Raw genomic sequence first — 20,536 nt, 5'->3', positions numbered from 1 at the left:
CGTATTCTCTTTTTTTAATAAATTGATAGTGGCATATGTTATCACCGTCTCCTACAGCTTTTAAATCGCAAAACGTTCTTCTTAAATCCCCTTCACGTAATTGCCAGAATATATTTTATTGATGGTTCAGCCCATCAAATATTTTAATCCCATGCAAAAATACGCTCCTAGGCAAAAAAAAAACCCCCGAACCTTTAGTCCGAGGGCACATACAAAACACCACAATATTGGAGACAAGACAAGCTATTTCAATGTCAGCAATGTCACGGACTCAACATGCGCCGTTTGTGGGAACATATCCAATGGTTGAATATATTCTACGTTGTAGACTTTCATTAATTCCTGCAGATCTTTTGCTAACGTAGATGGGTTGCAGGATGTGTAAACAATTCGCTTTGGCTTTACTTGTAGCAATGTGTTGATAAGGCTTGGCGCTAATCCTGTACGTGGTGGATCGACTGTTAAAACATCTGGTATGAAGCCTTCTTTTTGCCAGATATCCAGCCATTTTTCTGCTGTGCCTGCCACATATTTTGTATGCGTGAAGCCATGCTTCTTCGCATTTTTCTTCGCATCCTCAATGCTTTCAGGGATGATATCCATTCCGCGCACTTCTTTGGCCTGATCTGCAAGCCAAAGACCAATAGTACCGACGCCGCAATAAGCATCTACAATCTTTTCCTTGCCTGTAAGCCCTGCTGCTTGTTTGATTTCATTATACAGATGTACTGTTTGGCTTGGGTTTAGTTGGAAGAATGCGCGTGCTGAAAGGTCAAAAGCAAGCTCACCCAGTTCTTCGTGAATTGTATCTTGCCCATAAAGAGTAATCGTTTGATCACCGAATATAAGGGAAGTTTGGTCGTTGTTGATATTTTGAACAATCGACACTATCGATTCGTCTATTCCTTTTAATTTTTCAAGCAGTACTTCTTTATTTGGGAAATTTTTGCGTGCCATGATAAGGACAAGTTGAATTTCTCCCGTTTGAAGACCTACCCGCACAACAATTGTTCTGACAATGCCTTTATGTGTTTTACTGTTGTACACAGGAATATCGAGTTCTTCAATAATCTTCTTTGCTTTATTCGTGATAGCAGTAGTTCTAGTATCTTGGACAAGGCAATCGTCAATATCGAGTAGCTTATGGCTGTTTTCCGTATAAAGTCCGGCAGCTACATGGCTACCGATTTTACGAACTTGAAATTGACTTTTATTCCGGTAATGCCATGGATCACTCATACCGATTGTTTTTCTGATGTCTATCTGCTTCGCGCTATTTTTCACATACTTATGCAGAGCTTGTACAATGACATCTCGCTTTGCCTTCAGCTGGTCTCCATATTTCATGTGCTGTAATTGGCATCCGCCGCACAAATCATACACAGGGCATGGCGGTGTTTGTCTTGCTTTTGACTGTTTATGAATTTTGATGATTTTAGCTTCGGCAAAATTGCGGTTGATTTTAGTTAGTTCGGCATAAATGTCTTCTCCTGGCAAAGCACCCTTAACAAAAACAACATTACGTTTATAGTAGCCGATACCTTCACCATTAATGCCTAATCGTTTTATCGAAAGTGGGATTCGTTGTCCCAGCTTCATTATCGTCGCTTGTTGATTCAAGAATTACACGTCCTTTTTTCGCTTCATTCCTCATTATAACGAAAATAGACGCAGCAGCAAAGAATCAAGAAGCATCCTTTTTCTTGTCTTTTGAAGAGGAGCCAGTACCAGAGTTCATCAAATTGTTGATGGATTCAAAACGGTAGCCTTTTTTCTTAGCATCTTTAATAAATCGAGGCAGCGCTTCAGCGTTATCAGGTGAAACGGTATGCATTAATATGATTGCGCCTGGATGCATTTGAGACATCAAGTTGTCGTATGAATATTTCCAGCCTTGTGGTTGATCCTTAAGCCAGTCTTTAAATGCGACAGACCAGAAAATATGACGGTAGCCAGCCTCATTACCGACCCGCAATAACTCTTCACTAAATACTCCTTCAGGCGGTCTTGCATACACTGTACGCTCTACATCTGTAATTTCAGCGAGCTTTTTATCAAAATTAGCCCATTCATCTTTCATTTGTTGTTCAGTTAGACGAGCCATATTCGGGTGCTTATCCGAATGGTTGCCGATTTCATGACCTTCTTTTACCATACGTTTAACTAGCGGTGTTGCGCTCGATAAGTAATGGCCTGTTAAGAAGAATGTGCCTTGTATATTTTCTTTTTTCAAAGTATCTAAAATGGATGCTGTATAGCCATTTTCATAACCACAGTCAAATGTCAGATACATAATTTTTTCTTCTGGGCTGCCTTTATAGACAGCATCATATTTTTTTAGTAGTGCATCATACTCTGCACCAGCTTCTGTAGGAACTTCATTTGTTGTTTTTTTAAAACCCCAACCATATTCTTTTGCAAATGCATCAAACGGATTTGTTGTGATGCCTGTTGCTAAAATAGTGGCTGCAATGGCAATGCCGGCGAGATGTTGTTTAAACATTTTTCACGCATCCTTTCTTTTTGTGTTAGCTTGTGTGTAATACCAGGAATTATGCAGTTAGGGATAATTGTTTTTAAACGAAGTCTTGTTATACTTATATAATGGAGGTGGACCGAATGTCTCGTGTAATTACAAAAATAAGCGCCCAAAAAAGGAACCAAGAGCGTTATAATATATTTCTTAATGAAGAATATGCATTTAGCGTGGACGAGGGTATTCTTATTCAATATGGTCTGACAAAAGGAAAGGTACTCGATTCATTAACGGTTGAGGAAATTGCATTCGACGATGAAATTCAACGAGCTTTCAATCGATCACTTTCCTATTTGAGTTATCAAATGCGCAGCGAACATGAAGTCCGCCAAAAATTGAAGGGTTTAGAATTTGGGGATGCGGTGATCCAAGAAGCACTGCAAAAGCTAAAAAAGCTTGGCTTCTTAAATGATGAAAGTTACTCCAGGGCTTTAGTCGAAACAAAAAAGAAAACAGCCAAAAAAGGGCCAAGAGCGATTAAGATGGACCTGAAAAAAAGGGGCATCGAAGAAAATCTGCAGCAGAGAGTACTCGATGAATTTTCTGAAGATGAGCAAGCCAAGATTGCTAAACAGCTAGCGGAAAAGGTTGTGCGAAGTGAGCATCGCAAGACACCCGTCCAAATAAAGCAAAAAATACAGGATTTGCTACTGCGCAAGGGCTACTCCTATTCAATTTGCGAAAGAGTAATCGAGCAAGTGGATTTATCCAAAGAAGATGAAGAATGGCAAGATATGATAGAACTGCAAGGTGAAAAGGCGTGGAAGAAATACGCCTCAAAATATACAGGATACGAATTGCATATGCGGGTGAAACAAGCTCTATATCAAAAAGGATTCCCTGCAGAAGTGATAGATGATTTTATTGAACAAAAGGAAAAGGAGCAGGACAATGGAGAAGAAATTTAGCGAAATGAACCCTACTGAATTACGGGAAACAATTGCCACACTAAAAGAAAAAGCAAGAAAAGCAGAGCAGCTCGGTATTCTAAATGAGTTTGCTGTGTATGAACGGAAAGCATTAGTGGCACAGTCGTATTTGTTAAACCCAGAAGATTTTAAATCAGGTGAGATGTATCGGATTGCAAACGACCCAGGGATGTTCTTTAAGGTCGATTATTTAAAAGGTGTGTATGCATGGGGCTATCGCTTAGGCGGCAATCATTATGAAGAAGCCCTTCCGATTGCTATGCTAACACCTGTAAAGGAGAGCTAAAAGATGGAACGAATTATCAATGAATTAGTTGCAAAACTGCAAGACAAAAATCCGAAAATATCAGAGGAGAAAGCGCGTGTTTGGGTGGAACTTCTTTGGTCTGATTTTGAAGCCACCTATGCTAAAGCAGGCTACGACTATCAAGGAGCTAAAATGTCGGAGAAAATCATCTCACAATGGATAGACAGCTACGGCAGCCAGTTAAATGAATTTGTAGCTCGTAATCCAAAATATGCGCACCTTTTAAATGAAGAATAGATTTTTGGCTAAAATGGACATGTTAAACTATTGCTTAGATTGTCCGTTTATACAAAAAGAATGACCGTTTCTTTTATAGAAACGGTCATTTTGATGGCCTTTTAACGGATGCCTTCTGATTTCACTACTAATTTTTTCTGTAGTTTGTCTTCGCTGAAAATCCAACCTGTAAAGGATTTGACGATGGTTAGATCTTTTGTCAGATGTGCGATTGCAACAAATGGATAATAATTATTGCTGCGATACCTCAGATCTATGAGACGTACTTCTGTTTTCCCATCACCCAATTGGTTGACCTCCCACCTATAGAGTGGAGAGAAAGAAACAAACGTTTTAAAATTCGGGTCTTCCAATACTTTATGGAAAAGTGGCGTATCGGGCAATGGTTCAATTTTAAATTTGTCGTAAATGGTAATTGAACGCCCATAAGCACGTCCCACATAGTGATGAGTAGCAGAGTTGGCTGCTACTCTATATTGGAAGAAACGTGACGTAGGCGATAAAATAATTCTCTTAGCATCAGGTATTGTATTATGGACCGCTTTCTTGACTGATCGTTGAAGAAAGAAACGTACCACATAATAGATGAATACCACACTGTACAAAGAAAACATGGTAGGTACTGGGTCCGCACCGAATGCCCAAAACATTAAGGCGATCACATGCAAGGCGAAAATAATCGGATCAAACGTATTAATCCAGCCAAGTGCTACCCATCGCTTAGAGAAGGGGCGCAGTGCCTGTGTGCCATACGCATTAAAAATATCTACAAAGACATGTAAAAAGACTGCAAGGAATGTCCAAAGCCAGAGATGCAAAAAATTAGTATGCGGGAATACTAAAAAAAAGACAGATGAAATTAAAATCGGCCATAATAGAACCGCTGGAATGGAGTGTGTAATTCCTCGGTGATGGCGTATATATATAGCATTGCTGCGCAATTTCAAAACAGTATCAATATCAGGTGCTTGGGAACCAATAATTACGCTGGTAATGACGGCCATAGAAGTGGATGAGCTGCCGGCAACAACTGGGTCAACCATAGCCAAGCCGCCTAGCGCAATTCCCATTACTAGATGTGTTCCAGAATCCAAAATGATCAACTCCTTATAACATGGGAGTATTGCTTATACTTACTGTTTACCCTTTTAGGCAACAGTTTACACTATAATGCCCACTTTGTATGTGAATTAAAAATGAATTAAAAAGGTGGAAAACATGAATTTTCATTATCAATATAAAAAACAATTCCAAGAAGCATTAGTTCAATGGTTTATTCGAGAAAAAAGAGATTTGCCTTGGAGACACACGCATGATCCGTACAAAATATGGGTGTCAGAAGTTATGCTACAGCAAACAAGAGTAGATACTGTCATCCCTTATTACAATCGTTTTATCGAAGAATTTCCTACTCCGGAGGATTTAGCGCAAGCACCTGAAGAAAAACTATTAAAGCAATGGGAAGGTCTTGGTTATTATTCGAGAGCTAGAAATCTGCAAGCAGGCGTCAGAGAGGTTGTAGAAAAGTATAGTAGTACAGTGCCTGACAATCGCCCGGAAATTATCAAATTAAAAGGTGTCGGCCCTTATACCGCGGGTGCTATTCTAAGTATTGCCTATAATAAAGCCGAACATGCAGTCGATGGCAATGTAATGCGCGTGCTCAGCAGAGTTCTTTTGATTAAAGAAGATATCGCTTTACCTAAAACGAAAAAAATATTTGAACAAGCCGTTATGGAATTAATTGATCCAGCGTATCCTTCTGAATTCAACCAAGGGTTAATGGAATTAGGAGCGCTGATTTGTACGCCAACTTCACCCAAATGCCTCCTTTGCCCGGTACGCGAATTTTGCACTGCTTTCCAGGAAGGCCGTCCAGAAGAATTGCCGATTAAAACAAAAAAAACGAAAATGAAAGACCTTTTTTATGATGTGTTTGTTGTGCAAAATGAAAAGAAACAGTTCTTATTAGAAAAAAGACCTGGTAAAGGTCTGCTTGCAAACATGTGGCAATTCCCAATGGTAGAAAAATCAACAACTCCAAGCGAAGGTTTCCTTGCAGATTCTTACAATGTAGATCTTGTAAGCCGCGAAAGATTATTGTCCTTCAAGCATATTTTTTCACATCTAACATGGAATATGGAGAGTTACTATTTGAAGGTAGAACAGAACGGACAACCAACAGAATCCAGCGTTTGGTTTACAGAGGAAGAAATAAAAGCTCTGCCACTGCCTGTACCTATGCAAAAGATTTGGGCTGCATGGAAAGAAACCGAAGCAAAACATAAACATGCTTAAATTTTACCTTGTACACAGTTTATTCTCCTAGTGAGTATTAGTGTGGGTTGCTTGCTGAATTTAATAACCATTGTATAAAAAACATCATACTGCACAACTTATAGTCGTGGAGGTGATTACATTGAGAAAAAAATTCAACGGCGAAACAGATGTTCAAGGTGTGAAAAAGTTAAACCAACAAGCTGAAGCTAAAAAGCAACAAGCTTCTGGGCGTCTTGCGGGGCAAAACACTGAGGAGTTTGGTGCTGAGACAGATGTTCAAGCTGTCAAAAAGCAAAACCAACAAGCTGAACGCGCTAAGCAGCAAGCTTCTGGTCTTTATGGACAAAACAATCCAAATCAAAATCAATAGCTTTTAACAAACAAATTGGTGGAGGATTATCCTTCACCAGTTTTTTTTGCTACACGTTTTTGACGAGGATTGTTATAATGTTACAAAAGAACGCTCATAAGGGGTGTTTGAAAGGTGGTCTTTCAATGGCAATTCCGTCAGAAGGGGAAATCATACAAATACATAGTTATAAACACAACGGCAAGATCCACCGAGTTTGGCAGGAAACGATGGTATTAAAGGCTACTAAAAATATCGTAATCGGTGCGAATGATAAAACATTAGTCATTGAGTCAGACGGGCGTACATGGGTTACACGGGAACCGTCCATATGTTATTTCCATGCAGAGCATTGGTTTAATATTATTTGTATGTTAAGGGAAGATGGAGTATATTACTATTGTAATATGAGCTCACCATTTGTATTTGACCATAATGCTGTAAAGTATATTGATTATGATTTGGATATCAAAGTATTCTCGGACATGTCGTATACACTACTTGATGAGGATGAGTATGAGCAGCATAAAAAGGCAATGGGCTATCCACTAGTGATAGACCATATCCTTAAATCCAATGTTGACAAATTAATCAGCTGGATAGATAAACGTAAAGGGCCATTTGCGCCAGACTTTATTGAAGCGTGGACAAGCCGCTATAAGTTCCAAAAAGAACTGCATAATCCTAAGTAGCTTTCGCTTGTCTTAAACGCAATGCAAAAATTGAAAAGGAGTTGCCCGGCGGATCAGGGCAGCTTTTTTTCGTTTGAAAGGAACGTGATGTAATTGGGCAGTATGAAACGCTATTTGCGCTTCGTCAAACCATATAGAGTGAATATATTTGTCACTTTTATACTCGGAGTTATTAAATTTGCTATACCACTTTTTACTCCAGTGCTTATTAAAATTGTCATAGATGATATTATAGGCGCAAAAGACCTCTCGACTGAAATGAAAACAAAGGAACTGTTTTATTGGCTTGGCGGTACCGCAATTCTTTTCTTCATAATTCGTCCGCCAATTGAGTACTATCGTCAATATTTAGCTCAAAAATTAAGTAATAATATTCTGTACGATATTCGCCAAAAATTATATGTTCACCTGCAAAAGTTGGGTTTAAAATTCTATTCCAATAATCGGGTAGGAGACGTCATTTCTCGAACAATCAATGATGTCGAGCAAACAAAAGAATTTGTCATGACTGGGTTAATGAATGTGTGGATTGACTTATCTACCATTATTATTGCCATCGTTGTCATGATGAAATTGGATGTAAAGTTAACGCTTGTATCTTTAATCGCCTTTCCATTCTACGCGATTAGTGTACGATATTTCTTTAGCCGTCTGCGTTCACTAACAAGGGAAAGATCAAAGGCATTGGCAGGTGTTCAAAGTTACCTGCATGAGCGTGTTCAAGGCATGAATATTATTAAAAGCTTTACATTAGAAAAACATGAACAAAAGATATTCAGCGGTACAAACGGAGAATTCTTAAACAAAGCATTAGACCAAACAAGATGGAATGCGAAGACCTTTGCAGTAGTTAATACGATTACAGGAATTGCTCCATTAATTGTTATCGGCTTTGCAGGCTATGAAGTAATTAATGGACATCTTTCTGTCGGTACGATGGCTGCTTTTGTTGCTTATATAGATAGCTTGTACAATCCATTGCGTCGATTAGTTAATTCGTCTACAACATTAACACAAGCCGTTGCATCAATGGACCGCATGTTTGAGCTTTTTGACCAAACCTATGAAGTAGAAGATGCGAAGGATGCTAAACCATTACCACAAGTGAAGGGGAAAATTGAATTCGACCATGTGTCTTTCCGCTATAATGATGACGGGCAAGATGTACTGAAAAATGTTAACTTTGACATTGTTCCGGGCCAAACGGTAGCGCTTGTCGGTATGAGTGGCGGTGGTAAGTCCACGATCATCAGCTTGATTCCTCGTTTTTATGATGTCCAAAAGGGCGCTGTAAAAATCGATGGGGTGGATATTCGGAAAACGACACTCCTATCATTGCGTTCCCAAATCGGTATTGTTATGCAGGATAATATATTGTTTAGCGATTCTGTGAAAGCGAATATCTTAATGGGTAATCCAGATGCGTCAGACGAGGAAGTCATTGAAGCTGCCAAAGCCGCCAATGCCCATGAATTTATATTGTCTCTTCCTGAGGGGTATGATACAAAAGTGGGCGAAAGAGGCGTAAAACTATCCGGCGGACAAAAACAACGGATTGCCATCGCGAGAGTGTTCTTAAAGAACCCGCCTATCCTTATTTTGGATGAAGCTACTTCTGCCCTTGACCTAGAAAGTGAAGCATTGATTCAAGAATCTCTTGACAGGCTAGCGCATAATCGTACAACGGTTATCGTGGCGCACCGTCTATCTACGATTACACATGCAGATCAGATTTTAGTCATTGATCATGGAGAGTTGAAAGAACAAGGCACCCATCAAGAACTTCTAGAAAAACAGGATGGAATTTATCATAACTTGTTCCATATCCAAACATTAGAATAACGTTCAATCGGCCTCCATTTTTGATAAGGCCTCAGACTGTAGACAAACTCATGGGTTTAGAGTTTGCCTGCAGTCTTTTTTTATAGAATCACTACTAAAACTGTTGATTTTTCCTCTGCTGATTTAGAAGCAGAAAACACAGAAGGGGTTAAAATCATTTCGATTTCCAACCCTTCTCTCCACAGTCTGCGGCCTCCATTTCGTGGAGGCCTTTTTGTTCGCAGTCGAAAAGGAGTGTCTTATCTCATATATATACGAATCTAGCAGAAGCTCAAAAGTAAAAATACTATTGACAAAATATTATGATTAATAGATAATTCAGAAATATATTGCAATTAATTATGCAATACGACCTAAAACGGTTTAGGGTACCTTTAATCACTCTATTAAACTTTAGAGCGAGGAAGGAACGAGCTTTTAAGCGCATATATATAAAATAGAAGATAAGACTCTTGAGGGAGTGATGGGATGGAACGGAAGGAGCTATTACAGGTTAAAGGTTTAGAAACAACATTTTTTACAGAGGATGGAGCAATTCCTGCAGTTGATAACATAGATTTTTCGCTAAGAGAAGGTGAAATTCTTGGCATAGTAGGAGAATCAGGCTGCGGCAAAAGCGTAACGTCCCTTTCTATTATGGGGCTTGTACCTTCCCCGCCAGGAAAGGTCACAAACGGTGAAATTCTCTTAGAAGGCACGGACTTAGCAAAGTTTTCGGATAAAGAAATGCGAAAAATTAGAGGGAAAGAAGTAGCGATGATTTTCCAAGAGCCTATGACATCGTTGAATCCCCTTTTTACAATAGGTAATCAATTAACGGAAGCCATTTTGATTCACAATAAAAAATGGTCCAAGAAAAAAGCAGAAGAACGTGCCATTGAAATGATGAAGTTAGTGGGGCTTCCCCGTTCAGAAGAGCTGCTAAAAGAATATCCTCACCAATTATCAGGAGGAATGCGGCAAAGGGTCATGATTGCAATGGCTTTAGTTTGCGATCCAAAAATCTTGATAGCAGATGAACCAACAACTGCGTTGGATGTTACGATTCAAGCCCAAATCCTCCAACTTATGAGGGATTTAAATAAACGGCTTAATACGGCTGTTATGCTAATCACGCATGATTTAGGCGTAGTGGCTGAAACGTGTGAACGAGTTGTCGTTATGTATAGTGGGCAAATTGTTGAGGAAGGACCTGTTGATTTGATCTTTAAGGATCCACAGCATCCCTATACAAAAGGATTAATCCAATCTGTGCCTGATATGAGGTTTAAGAAGGATCGATTATACTCCATTCGAGGAAATGTACCAAAACCCGGAAGCATTAAGCAGGGTTGCCGTTTTGCTGCACGCTGCGAATGGGCGCATGAACGCTGTTTACAGGAGAACCCTACTCTCTATCAGACAGGAGAGCACCATAAGACAAGATGCTTTTTAGTAAGCGGCAAGGAGGCACACATTGATGACAGAGCCATTGTTGAAAGTAAATAACTTAAAAAAGTATTTTCCTATTCGCAAAGGAATTCTAGGCAAAGAACAAGGAAACGTCAAAGCCGTAGATGATGTGTCGTTTTATGTATATGAGGGAGAAACCTTAGGCATAGTAGGAGAATCCGGCTGCGGGAAATCCACTACAGGGCGAATGATTATGAAACTGCTTGATCCGACAGAGGGCTCCATTGAGTTTGAAGGAAAAGATTTAACAAAACTATCGAATGCTGAGATGAGAAAGGCGCGCCGTGAAATTCAAATGGTCTTCCAGGATCCTTTTGCATCACTTAATCCGCGGCACACGATTGGCAAAATACTAGAAGAGCCTTTGATCGTCCATGGATTGGGCAATGCCAAGGAACGAAAGAAAAAGGTGCTCGAACTTTTAGAAATCGTAGGGTTATCAAGTTATCACGCCAATCGTTATCCACATCAGTTCAGTGGTGGGCAAAGGCAACGAATCGGCATCGCTCGAGCACTTATGACCAATCCGAAGCTCATTATTGCAGATGAGCCTGTTTCAGCACTAGACGTATCGATTCAAGCACAAGTATTAAATCTTATGCAAGATTTGCAAAAAGATTTAAAGCTTACTTATATATTTATCGCGCATGATTTGGGGGTTGTACGGCATATCAGTGATCGAGTGGGTGTGATGTATTTAGGAAAGATGGTTGAACTCGCTGAAAGCGAAAAGCTCTATGCCAATCCGCTTCACCCATATGCAAAGGGCCTGCTTTCTGCAGTGCCTGTGCCAGATCCAGATTTCAAGCGAGAGCATGTATTGTTATCGGGCGATATTCCAAGCCCCTCTAATCCACCGAAAGGGTGTACTTTCCATACAAGATGTCCTTTCAAGATGGAGCAATGTACAGCAGTTGTTCCAATATTAATAGAAGTTGAAGAAGGTCATTCTGTAGCCTGTCATCTATATGACGAAGGCTATGTTAATGATAAATAAAAAGGGAATTTGGGGGTTATTCAATGAGAAAAAGGAAATTATTATCTTTCGGTGTATTGTTGATTGTGTTCCTATCGACCATCCTTGCAGCTTGCGGGTCAAACAGCAAAGATGGTGCAAGCGGGGATACCGGCAAAAGCGGCAATGAAAAAGAGAAGACATTGATTTTTGGCCGCGGGGGAGACTCTGTATCGCTTGATCCGATTGCAGTAACAGATGGCGAATCATATAAAGTAACAAAGAATATTTTTGAAACACTGATTGAATTCGGAGAAAAAGACACTACATTGCATCCCGGCCTAGCAACAAAATGGGAAGCCTCTAAAGATGGCTTGACTTATACATTTGATTTACAAGAAGGCGTTAAATTCCATGATGGCACTGACTTCAACGCAGAGGCAATTGTGAAAAACTTTGAACGTTGGATGAACGGGGATGCAGATAAATTCCCTTACTTTAAATCTATGTTTGGCGGCTTTAAAGGTGACAAGGATGCTGTCATCAAAGAAGTAAAAGCTGATGGAGATTACAAAGTAGTATTTACGCTAAATAAACCTCAGGCACCATTCTTGAAAAACCTTGCGATGAGCTCATTCGGTATTGCGAGCCCAACAGCATTTGAAAAAGAAGGAGATAAATTTGGCGACAACCCTGTAGGTACAGGACCATTCAAATTTGTTTCTTGGAAACGCAATGATTCTATTACAATCGAAAAAAATAAAGAGTATTGGAAAGATGGCGAACCTAAATTAGATAAAGTTGTCTTCCGTACGTACCCTGATAACTCAGCTCGTTTGAATGCATTAAATACAGGTGAAATTGATTTGGCAGATGGTATCAATCCATCTGATGCTGCTTCCATCAAGGGCAACAATCAATTGCAAATCTTTGAACGTCCTTCTATGAACGTTGGATACCTTGGATTAACAGTTACTAGACCTCCTTTTGACAATGTGAAAGTGCGTCAAGCTGTTAACTATGCAATCGATAAGAAAGCAATCATCGATGCATTTTTCGAAGGTCAAGCTGAAGTGGCGAAAAACCCAATGCCACCGTCAATTGAAGGCTACAACGATGATGTGAAGGAATATACGTATGATCCTAAAAAAGCGAAAGAATTGTTAAAAGAAGCTGGCTATGATGGCAAACAAATCGAATTATGGGCAATGCCAGTACCACGTCCTTACATGCCGGATGGCCAAAAAGTGGCTGAAGCAATCCAAAAGAACCTGGAAGATGTAGGCATGAAAGCAAAAATTGTAACGTATGAATGGGCTACTTATTTAGATAAAGCATCTAAAGGAGAAGCAGATGCATTCTTGCTAGGTTGGACCGGCGACAATGGAGACCCGGATAACTTCTTATACACATTACTAGATGAAAGCAATATCGGAAGCAACAACTATACGTACTTTAAAAATAGCGAAACGCATAAAATAATGCTTGAAGCACAAAAAGAAACAGATCAGGAAAAACGTAATGAATTGTACAAAAAGGCGCAAGACATTATTGCAGAACAAGCGCCATGGGTACCGCTTGCACACTCAACACCATTATTAGCGGGCAAAGCTGATCTTGAAGGCTTCAAGCCGCATCCAACGGGATCTGATCTATTATCTCAAGTTGATTTTAAATAATACAAAATGGCATTTTGAAAGAGTAGACTCACCTTCCCTTCTGTTAATGGAAGGTGAGTTTTTATAAATCTGCCATGACAACATGATAAAGAGGTGAGGATATGCTTCGGTATATAGGCAGAAGGCTGCTACAATTAATCCCTGTTTTGCTCGGAATGACATTTATCGTATTCTTAATAATCCGCGCAATTCCTGGTGATCCTGCCCAAGTGATATTAGGCCAACAAGCAACAAAAGAAGCCGTTGCGGCATTGCGAGCAAGCCTAGGATTGGACAACCCATGGTATATACAGTATTTCCACTACTTAGGTGATTTGATAACGGGCGATTTAGGTGAGTCAATGCGTACCAAAACACCAGTAGCCGACGAATTATGGCCATACTTAGCTGCAACGCTGGAATTATCCCTATGCGCTATGATTTTAGCCGTAATCATAGGCGTCAATGCCGGTATTATTTCTGCTTGGTTCCAAAATTCTTGGTTCGATTATGCAGCGATGATTATTGCGTTGATTGGTGTATCTATGCCGATTTTCTGGCTAGGATTAATGGGACAATGGATTTTCGGCATTCAATTAGACTTTTTACCAACTTCAGGACGTGAAGACCCGCGTAACCCGGTCAATCCGATTACTTCCTTGTATCTCATTGATACATTGATTCAAGGGCGTTTTGATCAGTTTATAGTAGTTCTTCAACATTTGATTCTGCCAGCTCTAGCGTTAGCGACCATTCCAATGGCGATTATTGCACGGATGACACGTTCAAGCATGCTTGAAGTAATGCGTTCTGATTATGTACGCACAGCTCGTTCAAAAGGACAAAAAATGTTTTTCGTTGTCTACAAACATGCTTTGAAAAACGCGATTATCCCCGTCTTGACAGTAATCGGACTTCAAACAGGCCTCTTGCTTGGCGGTGCAATTTTAACAGAGACTATCTTCAGCTGGCCAGGAATCGGAAGGTATATCTATGACGCCATTGGATTCCGTGATTATCCAGTGATTCAGTCCGGTATTCTCATTGTGGCGTTTATCTTTATAATGATTAATTTAGTTGTGGACATTCTGTATAGCATTATTGATCCGCGAATTAAATACAACTAAGAAGGAGGCGTTTTTTATGACTCAAATAGCGCCAAATGCAGCGCCAAATGCCAAAGCACCAACTGACCAAACAGTAGGGCCATGGAAAGAAGCATGGCGCAGCTTTAGAAAAAACAAAATAGCAGTCGTTGGTGCCATCATTGTCGTGTTCTTTATTTTACTTGCCTTTATCGGTCCACTGATCGTATCGCAGGGGATTAACGAACAACAATTGAGCCAGCGCCTGCAAGCTCCGTCTGCAGAACATTGGTTTGGCACAGATGACTTCGGACGAGATATCTTTTCACGTGTGGTGCATGGTGCAAGGCTTTCACTTATGGTTGGTTTCTTATCAGTTATTGGCTCTGTCATTGTCGGCAGTCTATTAGGCATCATTGCCGGCTATTATGGACGGTTTGTTGATACTGTTATCTCTCGACTCTTTGATATTATCCTAGCTTTTCCTAGTATTCTATTAGCCATTGCAATCGTTTCTATTTTAGGTCCATCATTAAAAAATGCCCTAATCGCTATTGGCATCATCAATATACCGAACTTCGGTCGATTAATTCGCTCAAAGGTATTGAGCGTGAAGCAAGAGGAATATATAACAGCCGCAAAAGCAATTGGGATGAGTGATAAACGACTTCTATTCTCTCATGTATTGCCGAATTCAATGACACCTGTTATTGTTCAAGGTACGCTTGCTATTGCTTCTGCGATTATCGAAGCGGCAGCACTCGGTTTCCTGGGACTTGGCGCACAAGCACCTCAGCCGGAGTGGGGGAAAATGCTTGCGGATGCAAGGATTTACCTCATCAATGCACCATGGACTATGATTTTCCCAGGACTTGCGATTATGCTGACAGTTCTAGGCTTCAATTTAATGGGGGATGGCTTACGCGATGCGCTAGACCCAAAAATGAAAAATTAAAAAAGAAGTGGTTCAGCAAATTATGCTAACCACTTCTTTTTTGTTGATTATTCTATACGGTTATCGAGCTCCACTTTTAAAAGCTCATCTGCATGGTGATTTTGATAGGCCATAATAATCGTATCCAACTGCTCAAGGTTTTCTTCGTAATCTAATATACGGGACAAAATGTGAAGCAGATGGTAGCTTGAAAATTCTTCATCACCCTCATCGGCATGAGCAAATACAATGTGCTTTGCAAAGATATCCATTACTTCATTGCGCTGTAAATACTCTTCTTGTCCCACCCATGTTGTTGGTTCTGACTTCAATTTACCTGAATATTTCAAGAAGAGCTGTTCGTGATACGTTAATAAGTAATCCAATCTTTCTTGAATGATAATACGAAATCGCTCAGGGAGATTGGCGATTTCATTTTCATGAAGATGCAATCGATTTAGCACTTCTATACTTTTTAATGTGGTCGCAATCATCTGGCGATAGACCACAAGCTTTCTAGCTTTAATATATTTACTTTTGCCTATATGTGCACGCTCTTCTCTAAATAAATAGTATAAAGAATTAATGCGCTCATAGCGTTGTTTCAGCCCGCGCAATGATTGTTTCGTAGAAGAGTGCTCAGATGCTTGGCGCACTGCTAACCGAATCCAACGAATGATATCATCTTGTACGATATTAATGGCAGAAAAGAGCCGTGTTTCGTATCGCGGAGGAAGAAAAATTAAATTGACAATAAAAGCGGCAAATACGCCAACCATTACGGTTGCAAATCGAATGAGTGCAAAGTTGATAAAATTTGCGCCTTGGGCCTCCATAATGACAATCATCGTGACCAAGGCAAGGGAAATGCTGCTTTCCAGCTTAAGTCTGATCATTAATGATAAGGTGACGATTGCTGCCAACCCGACGGCTACATACTCATGGCCAAAGATGAAAACAAAAAGAACAGCTATGACTGCACCAATAATATTCCCTTGTATTTGTTCAATAATTGTACGATAAGACCGGTAAAGAGACGGCTGCATCGCAAAGATAGCCGCAATACCTGCAAATATAGGAGTTGGACAATGCAAGGCTTTGGCCACATACAGTGCAGTGATTATTGCCAATCCAGTTTTTAAAATACGGGCACCTAATTTCATTTGAAGTTAGTTCCCTCTCTTTCTTTACGTTATTAAATAAATAATCCATTCCTGATGTTCGAGTTTTCTTCTTCCTCTAACTCATACCCGCCAAAAGATATTGAAAATCACAACGTGTCCTTATTAAAGGTTATGCAGATGTGACCAGAACCAATCGGGCTTTCGAAATAAGCAGTTGAAAGCAAATTCATACTGCTCCTTAAAGCAGACAATTTATATCATCTTATTGTAGTCAAACTTTCTACAAAATACCATAGAAATTGTTACAATGAGAATAGAAAATATTATTAAAATCGGAGGGAATACAATGAACAATCTAGAAGGCAAGATTGCACCAGCTTTTACCTTGAAAGATGAAAGCGGAAATATGGTCTCACTGGAAGCGTTTAAAGGAGAAAAATCAGTGGTACTTTATTTTTATCCGAAAGACATGACACCGGGATGTACCACAGAGGCATGTGATTTCCGTGACGCACACCAAGAGTTTTCGGATTTAGATGTAGTAATACTTGGTGTCAGTCCAGATAATGAAGGAAAACATTCGAAGTTTATTGAAAAACACGGCCTTCCATTTTCCTTGCTTGTAGATGAGGATCACACTGTTGCAGAAAAGTATGGTGTGTGGAAGTTAAAGAAAATGTATGGCAAAGAGTATATGGGCATCGAGCGTTCTACCTTCTTTATTAATAAAGAGGGGATCATTGAGAAAGAATGGCGCAAAGTCCGTGTTAAAAACCATATCGAAGACGTGTTAAATACTATAAGCGGCAAAGGGGAATAGATTATGAACATTTATTTTACATTCGATCCACGGCCTGATTTAAAGGAAGACTTAGTAAAGAACTTTCCAGACCAAGAATTTGTCTTTCAAAACCGAATTGACGATGGCCTGAAAAACGCAGATATAGTAGTAACTTATGGTGAAGACCTGACGGAAAAACACGTTGATGAAGCAGAACACTTACAATGGATTATGGTGTGCTCAGCAGGTTTGGAAAAAATGCCTCTTAAAGAAATTGCAGAGAAGGGGATTGTTGTTTCCAATGTACGCGGCATACATAAAACGCCAATGGCAGAATCGGTACTTGCTCATCTTTTAAGCTATCATCGTTCACTACCTTGGATATACGAAAAACAAAAACAGCGGGAATGGAGCCGAAAGCATAAATCTACGGAAATTCAAGGCACTACAGCACTAATACTTGGTCCAGGTGCGATAGGCGGGGGAATTGGCAGGTTATTACAAGCCTTTGGAGTCAAGACAATCGGGTGTAACCGTTCTGGTCATACAGCAGCCTATATGGACGAAATGGTTGATTTTGCGAACCTAGAATCAGTGTTGCCACAAGTGGATACGGTCATTTCTGTTCTGCCAAGCACGGAAGAAACGCATTATCTGCTTAAAGACAACCATTTTAAAGCAATGAAAGATACCGCTTTATTTATGAATTTTGGACGTGGCGATTTGGTTGAAACGGATGTGTTGAAAAGAGCCTTGGAGCAAAAAGAAATAGCTTATGCAGTTTGTGATGTGTTTGAAGATGAACCATTGCCGGAAGACCATCCTTTCTGGACGATGGATAATATAACTGTTTCGCCCCACATCTCAAGCCAATCATCCCGCTATCTTGAGAGAAGCATGGAGATCTTCAAGCCAAATCTAGAAAAGTGGCTAAAAGGAGAGCAGGACGTAACAAATAAGATTGACCCATTGAAAGGATATTAACGTTTTGAACGCGCTTCGAGAATAGCCGAAATAGTATTCGACAGTTAGAAATATTGACAATTGCATCTCACTTTAAGTAAACTATTTATAACGATTATAAATAAATAATACTTATGAAGTGAGGTGCATGGCGATGTCCGACACACAACTTAAGAGCGCGCTAGACACGTTAAAGACTACCGGCGTAAGGATTACTCCTCAACGTCATGCGATTTTAGAATATTTGATAGAGACGATGTCGCATCCTACTGCCGATGACATTTATAAAGCATTAGAGCATAAATTCCCTAATATGAGTGTAGCAACTGTATATAATAATTTACGTGTATTTCGTGAATCAGGACTTGTTAGAGAATTGACTTATGGTGATAATGCAAGCCGTTTTGATTTTGTGACGACAAAGCATTATCACATTATTTGTGAGTCATGCGGCAAGATTGTGGATTTTCATTATCCTGGCCTTGATGAAGTGGAGCATTTAGCTGCACACGTGACAGGATTCAAAGTGAATTCCCATCGTTTAGAAGTCTACGGCACATGCCCAGACTGCGAAGAAAAAGCAACAAAATTACAATAGAACGATAAGTGGAATGCTGCACCCCAATCGCGTGCGGCTTTTTTTTATTCCTGTAATGGAAAATCTCGAGTGTCGTTTCACTTTAAAGAGTGCAATATGGTAGACTATTAAAATAAATAGAAGAAAACCCCTGTTCCATTGGAAACAAGGGTTGTCTAATTAAAGCTCAGGTTTATGGCCATGTTTTGACTTGTTGTTATAATCTTGGTCGAACTCTTTACCTTCTAATGACTTGTCTATTGTTAAAGGTTCACTACAGAACATGCACATATCGACGCGGCCCAACATCTTTGTATGTTTATGGCAACTAGGGCATTCAACCATCACGGCTTGGGTAGATAGGAATCCAATCCAAGCATAGACGACTGTGCTTCCTATAATACAGAGTATACCGAGTGTCATAAAAATGATAACGAGCCAAAGATGTTCTTTAAATATAATGGCACCATACATAATTATAAAACCGGCAAAGATTAACATAAGAGCGAACGAACGGATTTTATTGATTTTACTTTTATAAGGTTTTTTATTGGATGTCATTTTACAAGCCTCCTAACGTCAAGGATACTAAAATCCTACATGTAAGGCAATATGAATTGGTAATCCAAGGAGGAATCTGAATGAATGATGTCGAATTAAACTATAACTTTTCTGAGGAGGATTTTTCATGGAGCAGTTACTTCGTCCAATCTACCAGGAACGCGCAAGTAGGCCAAACACACTCGGTGTTATTATAGTAGGAAAGAAAGAAGACGTAAGCCCGAAGACAGACACATTTGATACGATATTATTGATCATTACAAAAGAAAATAAGGTGCCTGTTTTCACAAAGCACTATACATTTGATGGCAAAAAAGCGGCAATGCATATTATTACAGAAAAGCAGCTGCATAAATGGCTACTAGTCGGTACAAACAAGAAGTTAATAGATTGGATTCTTTTCGGCAAAATTTTGTTTGACCGCAATGAGTATCTAACCAATCTAAAGCAGACGGTAAAGGATTTCCCTTTCTATGGAAGGAATATTAAGATGGGTATTGAGTTTGCTAAACTTGTTCGCCAGTATTTAGAAGGAAAAGTATGTTTTGAAAAAGACAATCATTTAGATGCTTATGATCATATGATAGAGTCATTGCATCATTTTGCCCGGTTAGCTATTTTGGATAAAGGATTATATCCAGAAATAACTGTGTGGTCTCAAGTTAAACTGATTGATGCGGAAATTTATAAACTATATAAAGAGTTGATTGGCAGTGATGAAACAATTGAAAAAAGACTAGAGCTTTTATTTTTAGCAAGTGAGTTTCTAATCCACTCACGCACTGCAGATGGAGCACGTCATATATTAAATGTTATGGCACAGCAAGATTTCTGGACAATTCAAGAGCTGCATGAACACGAAGAATTGAAAAATTATTCAGTGGATCTTGAGGTATTTATCGAATTCTTAATCAGCAAAGGTTTTATTCAGGTAGAAACGGTTGAAACAAAAGGCAATGGTCTATATCATAGACACTATAAGATTGACCCAACAACCATTTAATTGATTTTGGTCGTTTTTAAATTTATTTAGAAAACATGTTGACATTGGTTTGTATGTTATTGTATTATATTAATTGTCATTAAGAGATGACGAGATTACTTCACTAAAACTTGATAAAAACTTTTTTGCAAAAGTTGTTGACAAGAAAAAACGAAGATGATAAGATAGATAAGTCGTTAAGGCGACAACAAAATGAACCTTGAAAACTGAACAAGTAAGATGTTAATCATTTAAACTTACTAACAACTGTTAGTTTTAAAGTCATCATCGG

At 39.4% G+C, this 20,536-nt stretch carries 21 protein-coding genes; 16 read left to right on the top strand and 5 right to left on the bottom strand.

Features of this window, described 5'->3' with window-relative positions:
* Positions 1-243 precede the first annotated feature (243 nt).
* Together rlmD and RST01_RS12260 are read right to left on the bottom strand one after the other, a co-directional pair.
* Positions 244-1,599: a 23S rRNA (uracil(1939)-C(5))-methyltransferase RlmD gene (rlmD, locus tag RST01_RS12265; RefSeq protein WP_371859450.1), complete on the bottom strand. Its 1,356-nt coding sequence runs from the start codon at positions 1,597-1,599 to the stop codon at positions 244-246.
* 85 nt (positions 1,600-1,684) lie between these two features.
* Entirely contained in the window at positions 1,685-2,503 is an 819-nt protein-coding gene (locus RST01_RS12260; protein WP_147197193.1) for a polysaccharide deacetylase family protein, read from the bottom strand.
* A 116-nt stretch (positions 2,504-2,619) separates the two neighbouring features.
* Here RST01_RS12260 and recX point away from each other — a divergent pair, with 116 nt between their 5' ends.
* From recX to RST01_RS12245, 3 genes are read left to right on the top strand one after another with little or no spacing between them, the layout of a single operon-like run.
* Positions 2,620-3,444 carry a recombination regulator RecX gene (recX, locus tag RST01_RS12255; protein WP_147197191.1) on the top strand — a complete coding sequence of 275 codons (825 nt, stop codon included), beginning with the start codon at positions 2,620-2,622 and terminating at the stop codon, positions 3,442-3,444.
* A complete protein-coding gene (locus RST01_RS12250) occupies positions 3,428-3,751 on the top strand; it encodes a YfhH family protein (protein ID WP_147197189.1) in 324 nt (107 codons plus the stop codon). Before recX ends, RST01_RS12250 begins: the two co-directional genes overlap by 17 nt.
* A gap of 3 nt (positions 3,752-3,754) precedes the next feature.
* The gene (locus RST01_RS12245) at positions 3,755-4,009 is read left to right on the top strand and encodes a YfhJ family protein (RefSeq protein WP_147197187.1); all 255 of its coding nucleotides are present in this window, start codon (positions 3,755-3,757) and stop codon (positions 4,007-4,009) included.
* Between the two features lie 101 nt (positions 4,010-4,110).
* Here the strand turns inward: RST01_RS12245 and RST01_RS12240 are convergent, their stop codons facing one another.
* The gene (locus RST01_RS12240; RefSeq protein WP_147197185.1) at positions 4,111-5,103 is read right to left on the bottom strand and encodes a metal-dependent hydrolase; all 993 of its coding nucleotides are present in this window, start codon (positions 5,101-5,103) and stop codon (positions 4,111-4,113) included.
* Between the two features lie 124 nt (positions 5,104-5,227).
* Between RST01_RS12240 and mutY the strand changes: the two genes are divergently transcribed.
* From mutY to RST01_RS12195, 9 genes are all read left to right on the top strand, one after another.
* The gene (gene mutY, locus RST01_RS12235) at positions 5,228-6,307 is read left to right on the top strand and encodes an A/G-specific adenine glycosylase (protein ID WP_147197183.1); all 1,080 of its coding nucleotides are present in this window, start codon (positions 5,228-5,230) and stop codon (positions 6,305-6,307) included.
* A gap of 121 nt (positions 6,308-6,428) precedes the next feature.
* On the top strand, positions 6,429-6,659 hold the full coding sequence (locus RST01_RS12230; protein WP_066789721.1) for a gamma-type small acid-soluble spore protein: 231 nt from the start codon (positions 6,429-6,431) through the stop codon (positions 6,657-6,659).
* Positions 6,660-6,784: 125 nt separating this feature from the next.
* Positions 6,785-7,330, top strand: coding sequence for a nucleoside tri-diphosphate phosphatase (ntdP, locus tag RST01_RS12225; RefSeq protein WP_066789719.1), 546 nt, complete (start codon positions 6,785-6,787; stop codon positions 7,328-7,330).
* Between the two features lie 93 nt (positions 7,331-7,423).
* Positions 7,424-9,172 (top strand): ABC transporter ATP-binding protein, encoded by a 1,749-nt coding sequence (locus RST01_RS12220; protein WP_147197181.1) that lies wholly within the window; start codon positions 7,424-7,426, stop codon positions 9,170-9,172.
* Between the two features lie 468 nt (positions 9,173-9,640).
* A complete protein-coding gene (locus RST01_RS12215) occupies positions 9,641-10,660 on the top strand; it encodes an ABC transporter ATP-binding protein (RefSeq protein ID WP_147197179.1) in 1,020 nt (339 codons plus the stop codon).
* Positions 10,632-11,621 carry an ABC transporter ATP-binding protein gene (locus RST01_RS12210; RefSeq protein WP_147197177.1) on the top strand — a complete coding sequence of 330 codons (990 nt, stop codon included), beginning with the start codon at positions 10,632-10,634 and terminating at the stop codon, positions 11,619-11,621. The genes RST01_RS12215 and RST01_RS12210 overlap by 29 nt, the downstream gene beginning before the upstream one ends.
* A gap of 23 nt (positions 11,622-11,644) precedes the next feature.
* Positions 11,645-13,258 carry an ABC transporter substrate-binding protein gene (locus tag RST01_RS12205; protein WP_147197175.1) on the top strand — a complete coding sequence of 538 codons (1,614 nt, stop codon included), beginning with the start codon at positions 11,645-11,647 and terminating at the stop codon, positions 13,256-13,258.
* Between the two features lie 101 nt (positions 13,259-13,359).
* Positions 13,360-14,364, top strand: a complete 1,005-nt coding sequence (locus RST01_RS12200; protein WP_147197173.1) for an ABC transporter permease — start codon at positions 13,360-13,362, stop codon at positions 14,362-14,364.
* A 16-nt stretch (positions 14,365-14,380) separates the two neighbouring features.
* Positions 14,381-15,277: an ABC transporter permease gene (locus RST01_RS12195; protein WP_147197172.1), complete on the top strand. Its 897-nt coding sequence runs from the start codon at positions 14,381-14,383 to the stop codon at positions 15,275-15,277.
* Positions 15,278-15,324: 47 nt separating this feature from the next.
* Here the strand turns inward: RST01_RS12195 and RST01_RS12190 are convergent, their stop codons facing one another.
* The gene (locus tag RST01_RS12190; protein WP_147197170.1) at positions 15,325-16,419 is read right to left on the bottom strand and encodes an FUSC family protein; all 1,095 of its coding nucleotides are present in this window, start codon (positions 16,417-16,419) and stop codon (positions 15,325-15,327) included.
* A 307-nt stretch (positions 16,420-16,726) separates the two neighbouring features.
* Between RST01_RS12190 and bcp the strand changes: the two genes are divergently transcribed.
* From bcp to perR, 3 genes are all read left to right on the top strand, one after another.
* The gene (gene bcp, locus RST01_RS12185; RefSeq protein ID WP_147197168.1) at positions 16,727-17,200 is read left to right on the top strand and encodes a thioredoxin-dependent thiol peroxidase; all 474 of its coding nucleotides are present in this window, start codon (positions 16,727-16,729) and stop codon (positions 17,198-17,200) included.
* Positions 17,201-17,203: 3 nt separating this feature from the next.
* Entirely contained in the window at positions 17,204-18,145 is a 942-nt protein-coding gene (locus RST01_RS12180) for a D-2-hydroxyacid dehydrogenase (protein ID WP_147197166.1), read from the top strand.
* 133 nt (positions 18,146-18,278) lie between these two features.
* Entirely contained in the window at positions 18,279-18,722 is a 444-nt protein-coding gene (perR, locus tag RST01_RS12175; protein WP_184117575.1) for a peroxide-responsive transcriptional repressor PerR, read from the top strand.
* A gap of 159 nt (positions 18,723-18,881) precedes the next feature.
* Here perR and RST01_RS12170 read toward each other — a convergent pair whose 3' ends face one another.
* Positions 18,882-19,262: a YgzB family protein gene (locus RST01_RS12170; RefSeq protein ID WP_066789689.1), complete on the bottom strand. Its 381-nt coding sequence runs from the start codon at positions 19,260-19,262 to the stop codon at positions 18,882-18,884.
* Positions 19,263-19,389: 127 nt separating this feature from the next.
* Between RST01_RS12170 and RST01_RS12165 the strand changes: the two genes are divergently transcribed.
* Positions 19,390-20,265: a nucleotidyltransferase-like protein gene (locus RST01_RS12165; protein WP_147197163.1), complete on the top strand. Its 876-nt coding sequence runs from the start codon at positions 19,390-19,392 to the stop codon at positions 20,263-20,265.
* Positions 20,266-20,536: the final 271 nt, after the last annotated feature.

The sequence above is a fragment of the Rummeliibacillus stabekisii genome (genome assembly GCF_007988965.1).
In the GTDB taxonomy this organism is placed as follows: Bacteria; Bacillota; Bacilli; order Bacillales_A; family Planococcaceae; genus Rummeliibacillus; species Rummeliibacillus stabekisii.
This window is presented reverse-complemented; position numbering and strand designations above follow the sequence as displayed.

Bases quoted from the DNA above. Each gene is read 5' to 3' on its own strand.
- rlmD (WP_371859450.1), bottom strand. From the start codon at position 1,599: ATGAAGCTGGGACAACGAATCCCACTTTCGATAAAACGATTAGGCATT.
- RST01_RS12260 (WP_147197193.1), bottom strand. From the start codon at position 2,503: ATGTTTAAACAACATCTCGCCGGCATTGCCATTGCAGCCACTATTTTA.
- recX (WP_147197191.1), top strand. From the start codon at position 2,620: ATGTCTCGTGTAATTACAAAAATAAGCGCCCAAAAAAGGAACCAAGAG.
- RST01_RS12250 (WP_147197189.1), top strand. From the start codon at position 3,428: ATGGAGAAGAAATTTAGCGAAATGAACCCTACTGAATTACGGGAAACA.
- RST01_RS12245 (WP_147197187.1), top strand. From the start codon at position 3,755: ATGGAACGAATTATCAATGAATTAGTTGCAAAACTGCAAGACAAAAAT.
- mutY (WP_147197183.1), top strand. From the start codon at position 5,228: ATGAATTTTCATTATCAATATAAAAAACAATTCCAAGAAGCATTAGTT.
- ntdP (WP_066789719.1), top strand. From the start codon at position 6,785: ATGGCAATTCCGTCAGAAGGGGAAATCATACAAATACATAGTTATAAA.
- RST01_RS12215 (WP_147197179.1), top strand. From the start codon at position 9,641: ATGGAACGGAAGGAGCTATTACAGGTTAAAGGTTTAGAAACAACATTT.
- RST01_RS12210 (WP_147197177.1), top strand. From the start codon at position 10,632: ATGACAGAGCCATTGTTGAAAGTAAATAACTTAAAAAAGTATTTTCCT.
- RST01_RS12205 (WP_147197175.1), top strand. From the start codon at position 11,645: ATGAGAAAAAGGAAATTATTATCTTTCGGTGTATTGTTGATTGTGTTC.
- RST01_RS12200 (WP_147197173.1), top strand. From the start codon at position 13,360: ATGCTTCGGTATATAGGCAGAAGGCTGCTACAATTAATCCCTGTTTTG.
- RST01_RS12195 (WP_147197172.1), top strand. From the start codon at position 14,381: ATGACTCAAATAGCGCCAAATGCAGCGCCAAATGCCAAAGCACCAACT.
- RST01_RS12190 (WP_147197170.1), bottom strand. From the start codon at position 16,419: ATGAAATTAGGTGCCCGTATTTTAAAAACTGGATTGGCAATAATCACT.
- bcp (WP_147197168.1), top strand. From the start codon at position 16,727: ATGAACAATCTAGAAGGCAAGATTGCACCAGCTTTTACCTTGAAAGAT.
- RST01_RS12180 (WP_147197166.1), top strand. From the start codon at position 17,204: ATGAACATTTATTTTACATTCGATCCACGGCCTGATTTAAAGGAAGAC.
- perR (WP_184117575.1), top strand. From the start codon at position 18,279: ATGTCCGACACACAACTTAAGAGCGCGCTAGACACGTTAAAGACTACC.
- RST01_RS12170 (WP_066789689.1), bottom strand. From the start codon at position 19,262: ATGACATCCAATAAAAAACCTTATAAAAGTAAAATCAATAAAATCCGT.
- RST01_RS12165 (WP_147197163.1), top strand. From the start codon at position 19,390: ATGGAGCAGTTACTTCGTCCAATCTACCAGGAACGCGCAAGTAGGCCA.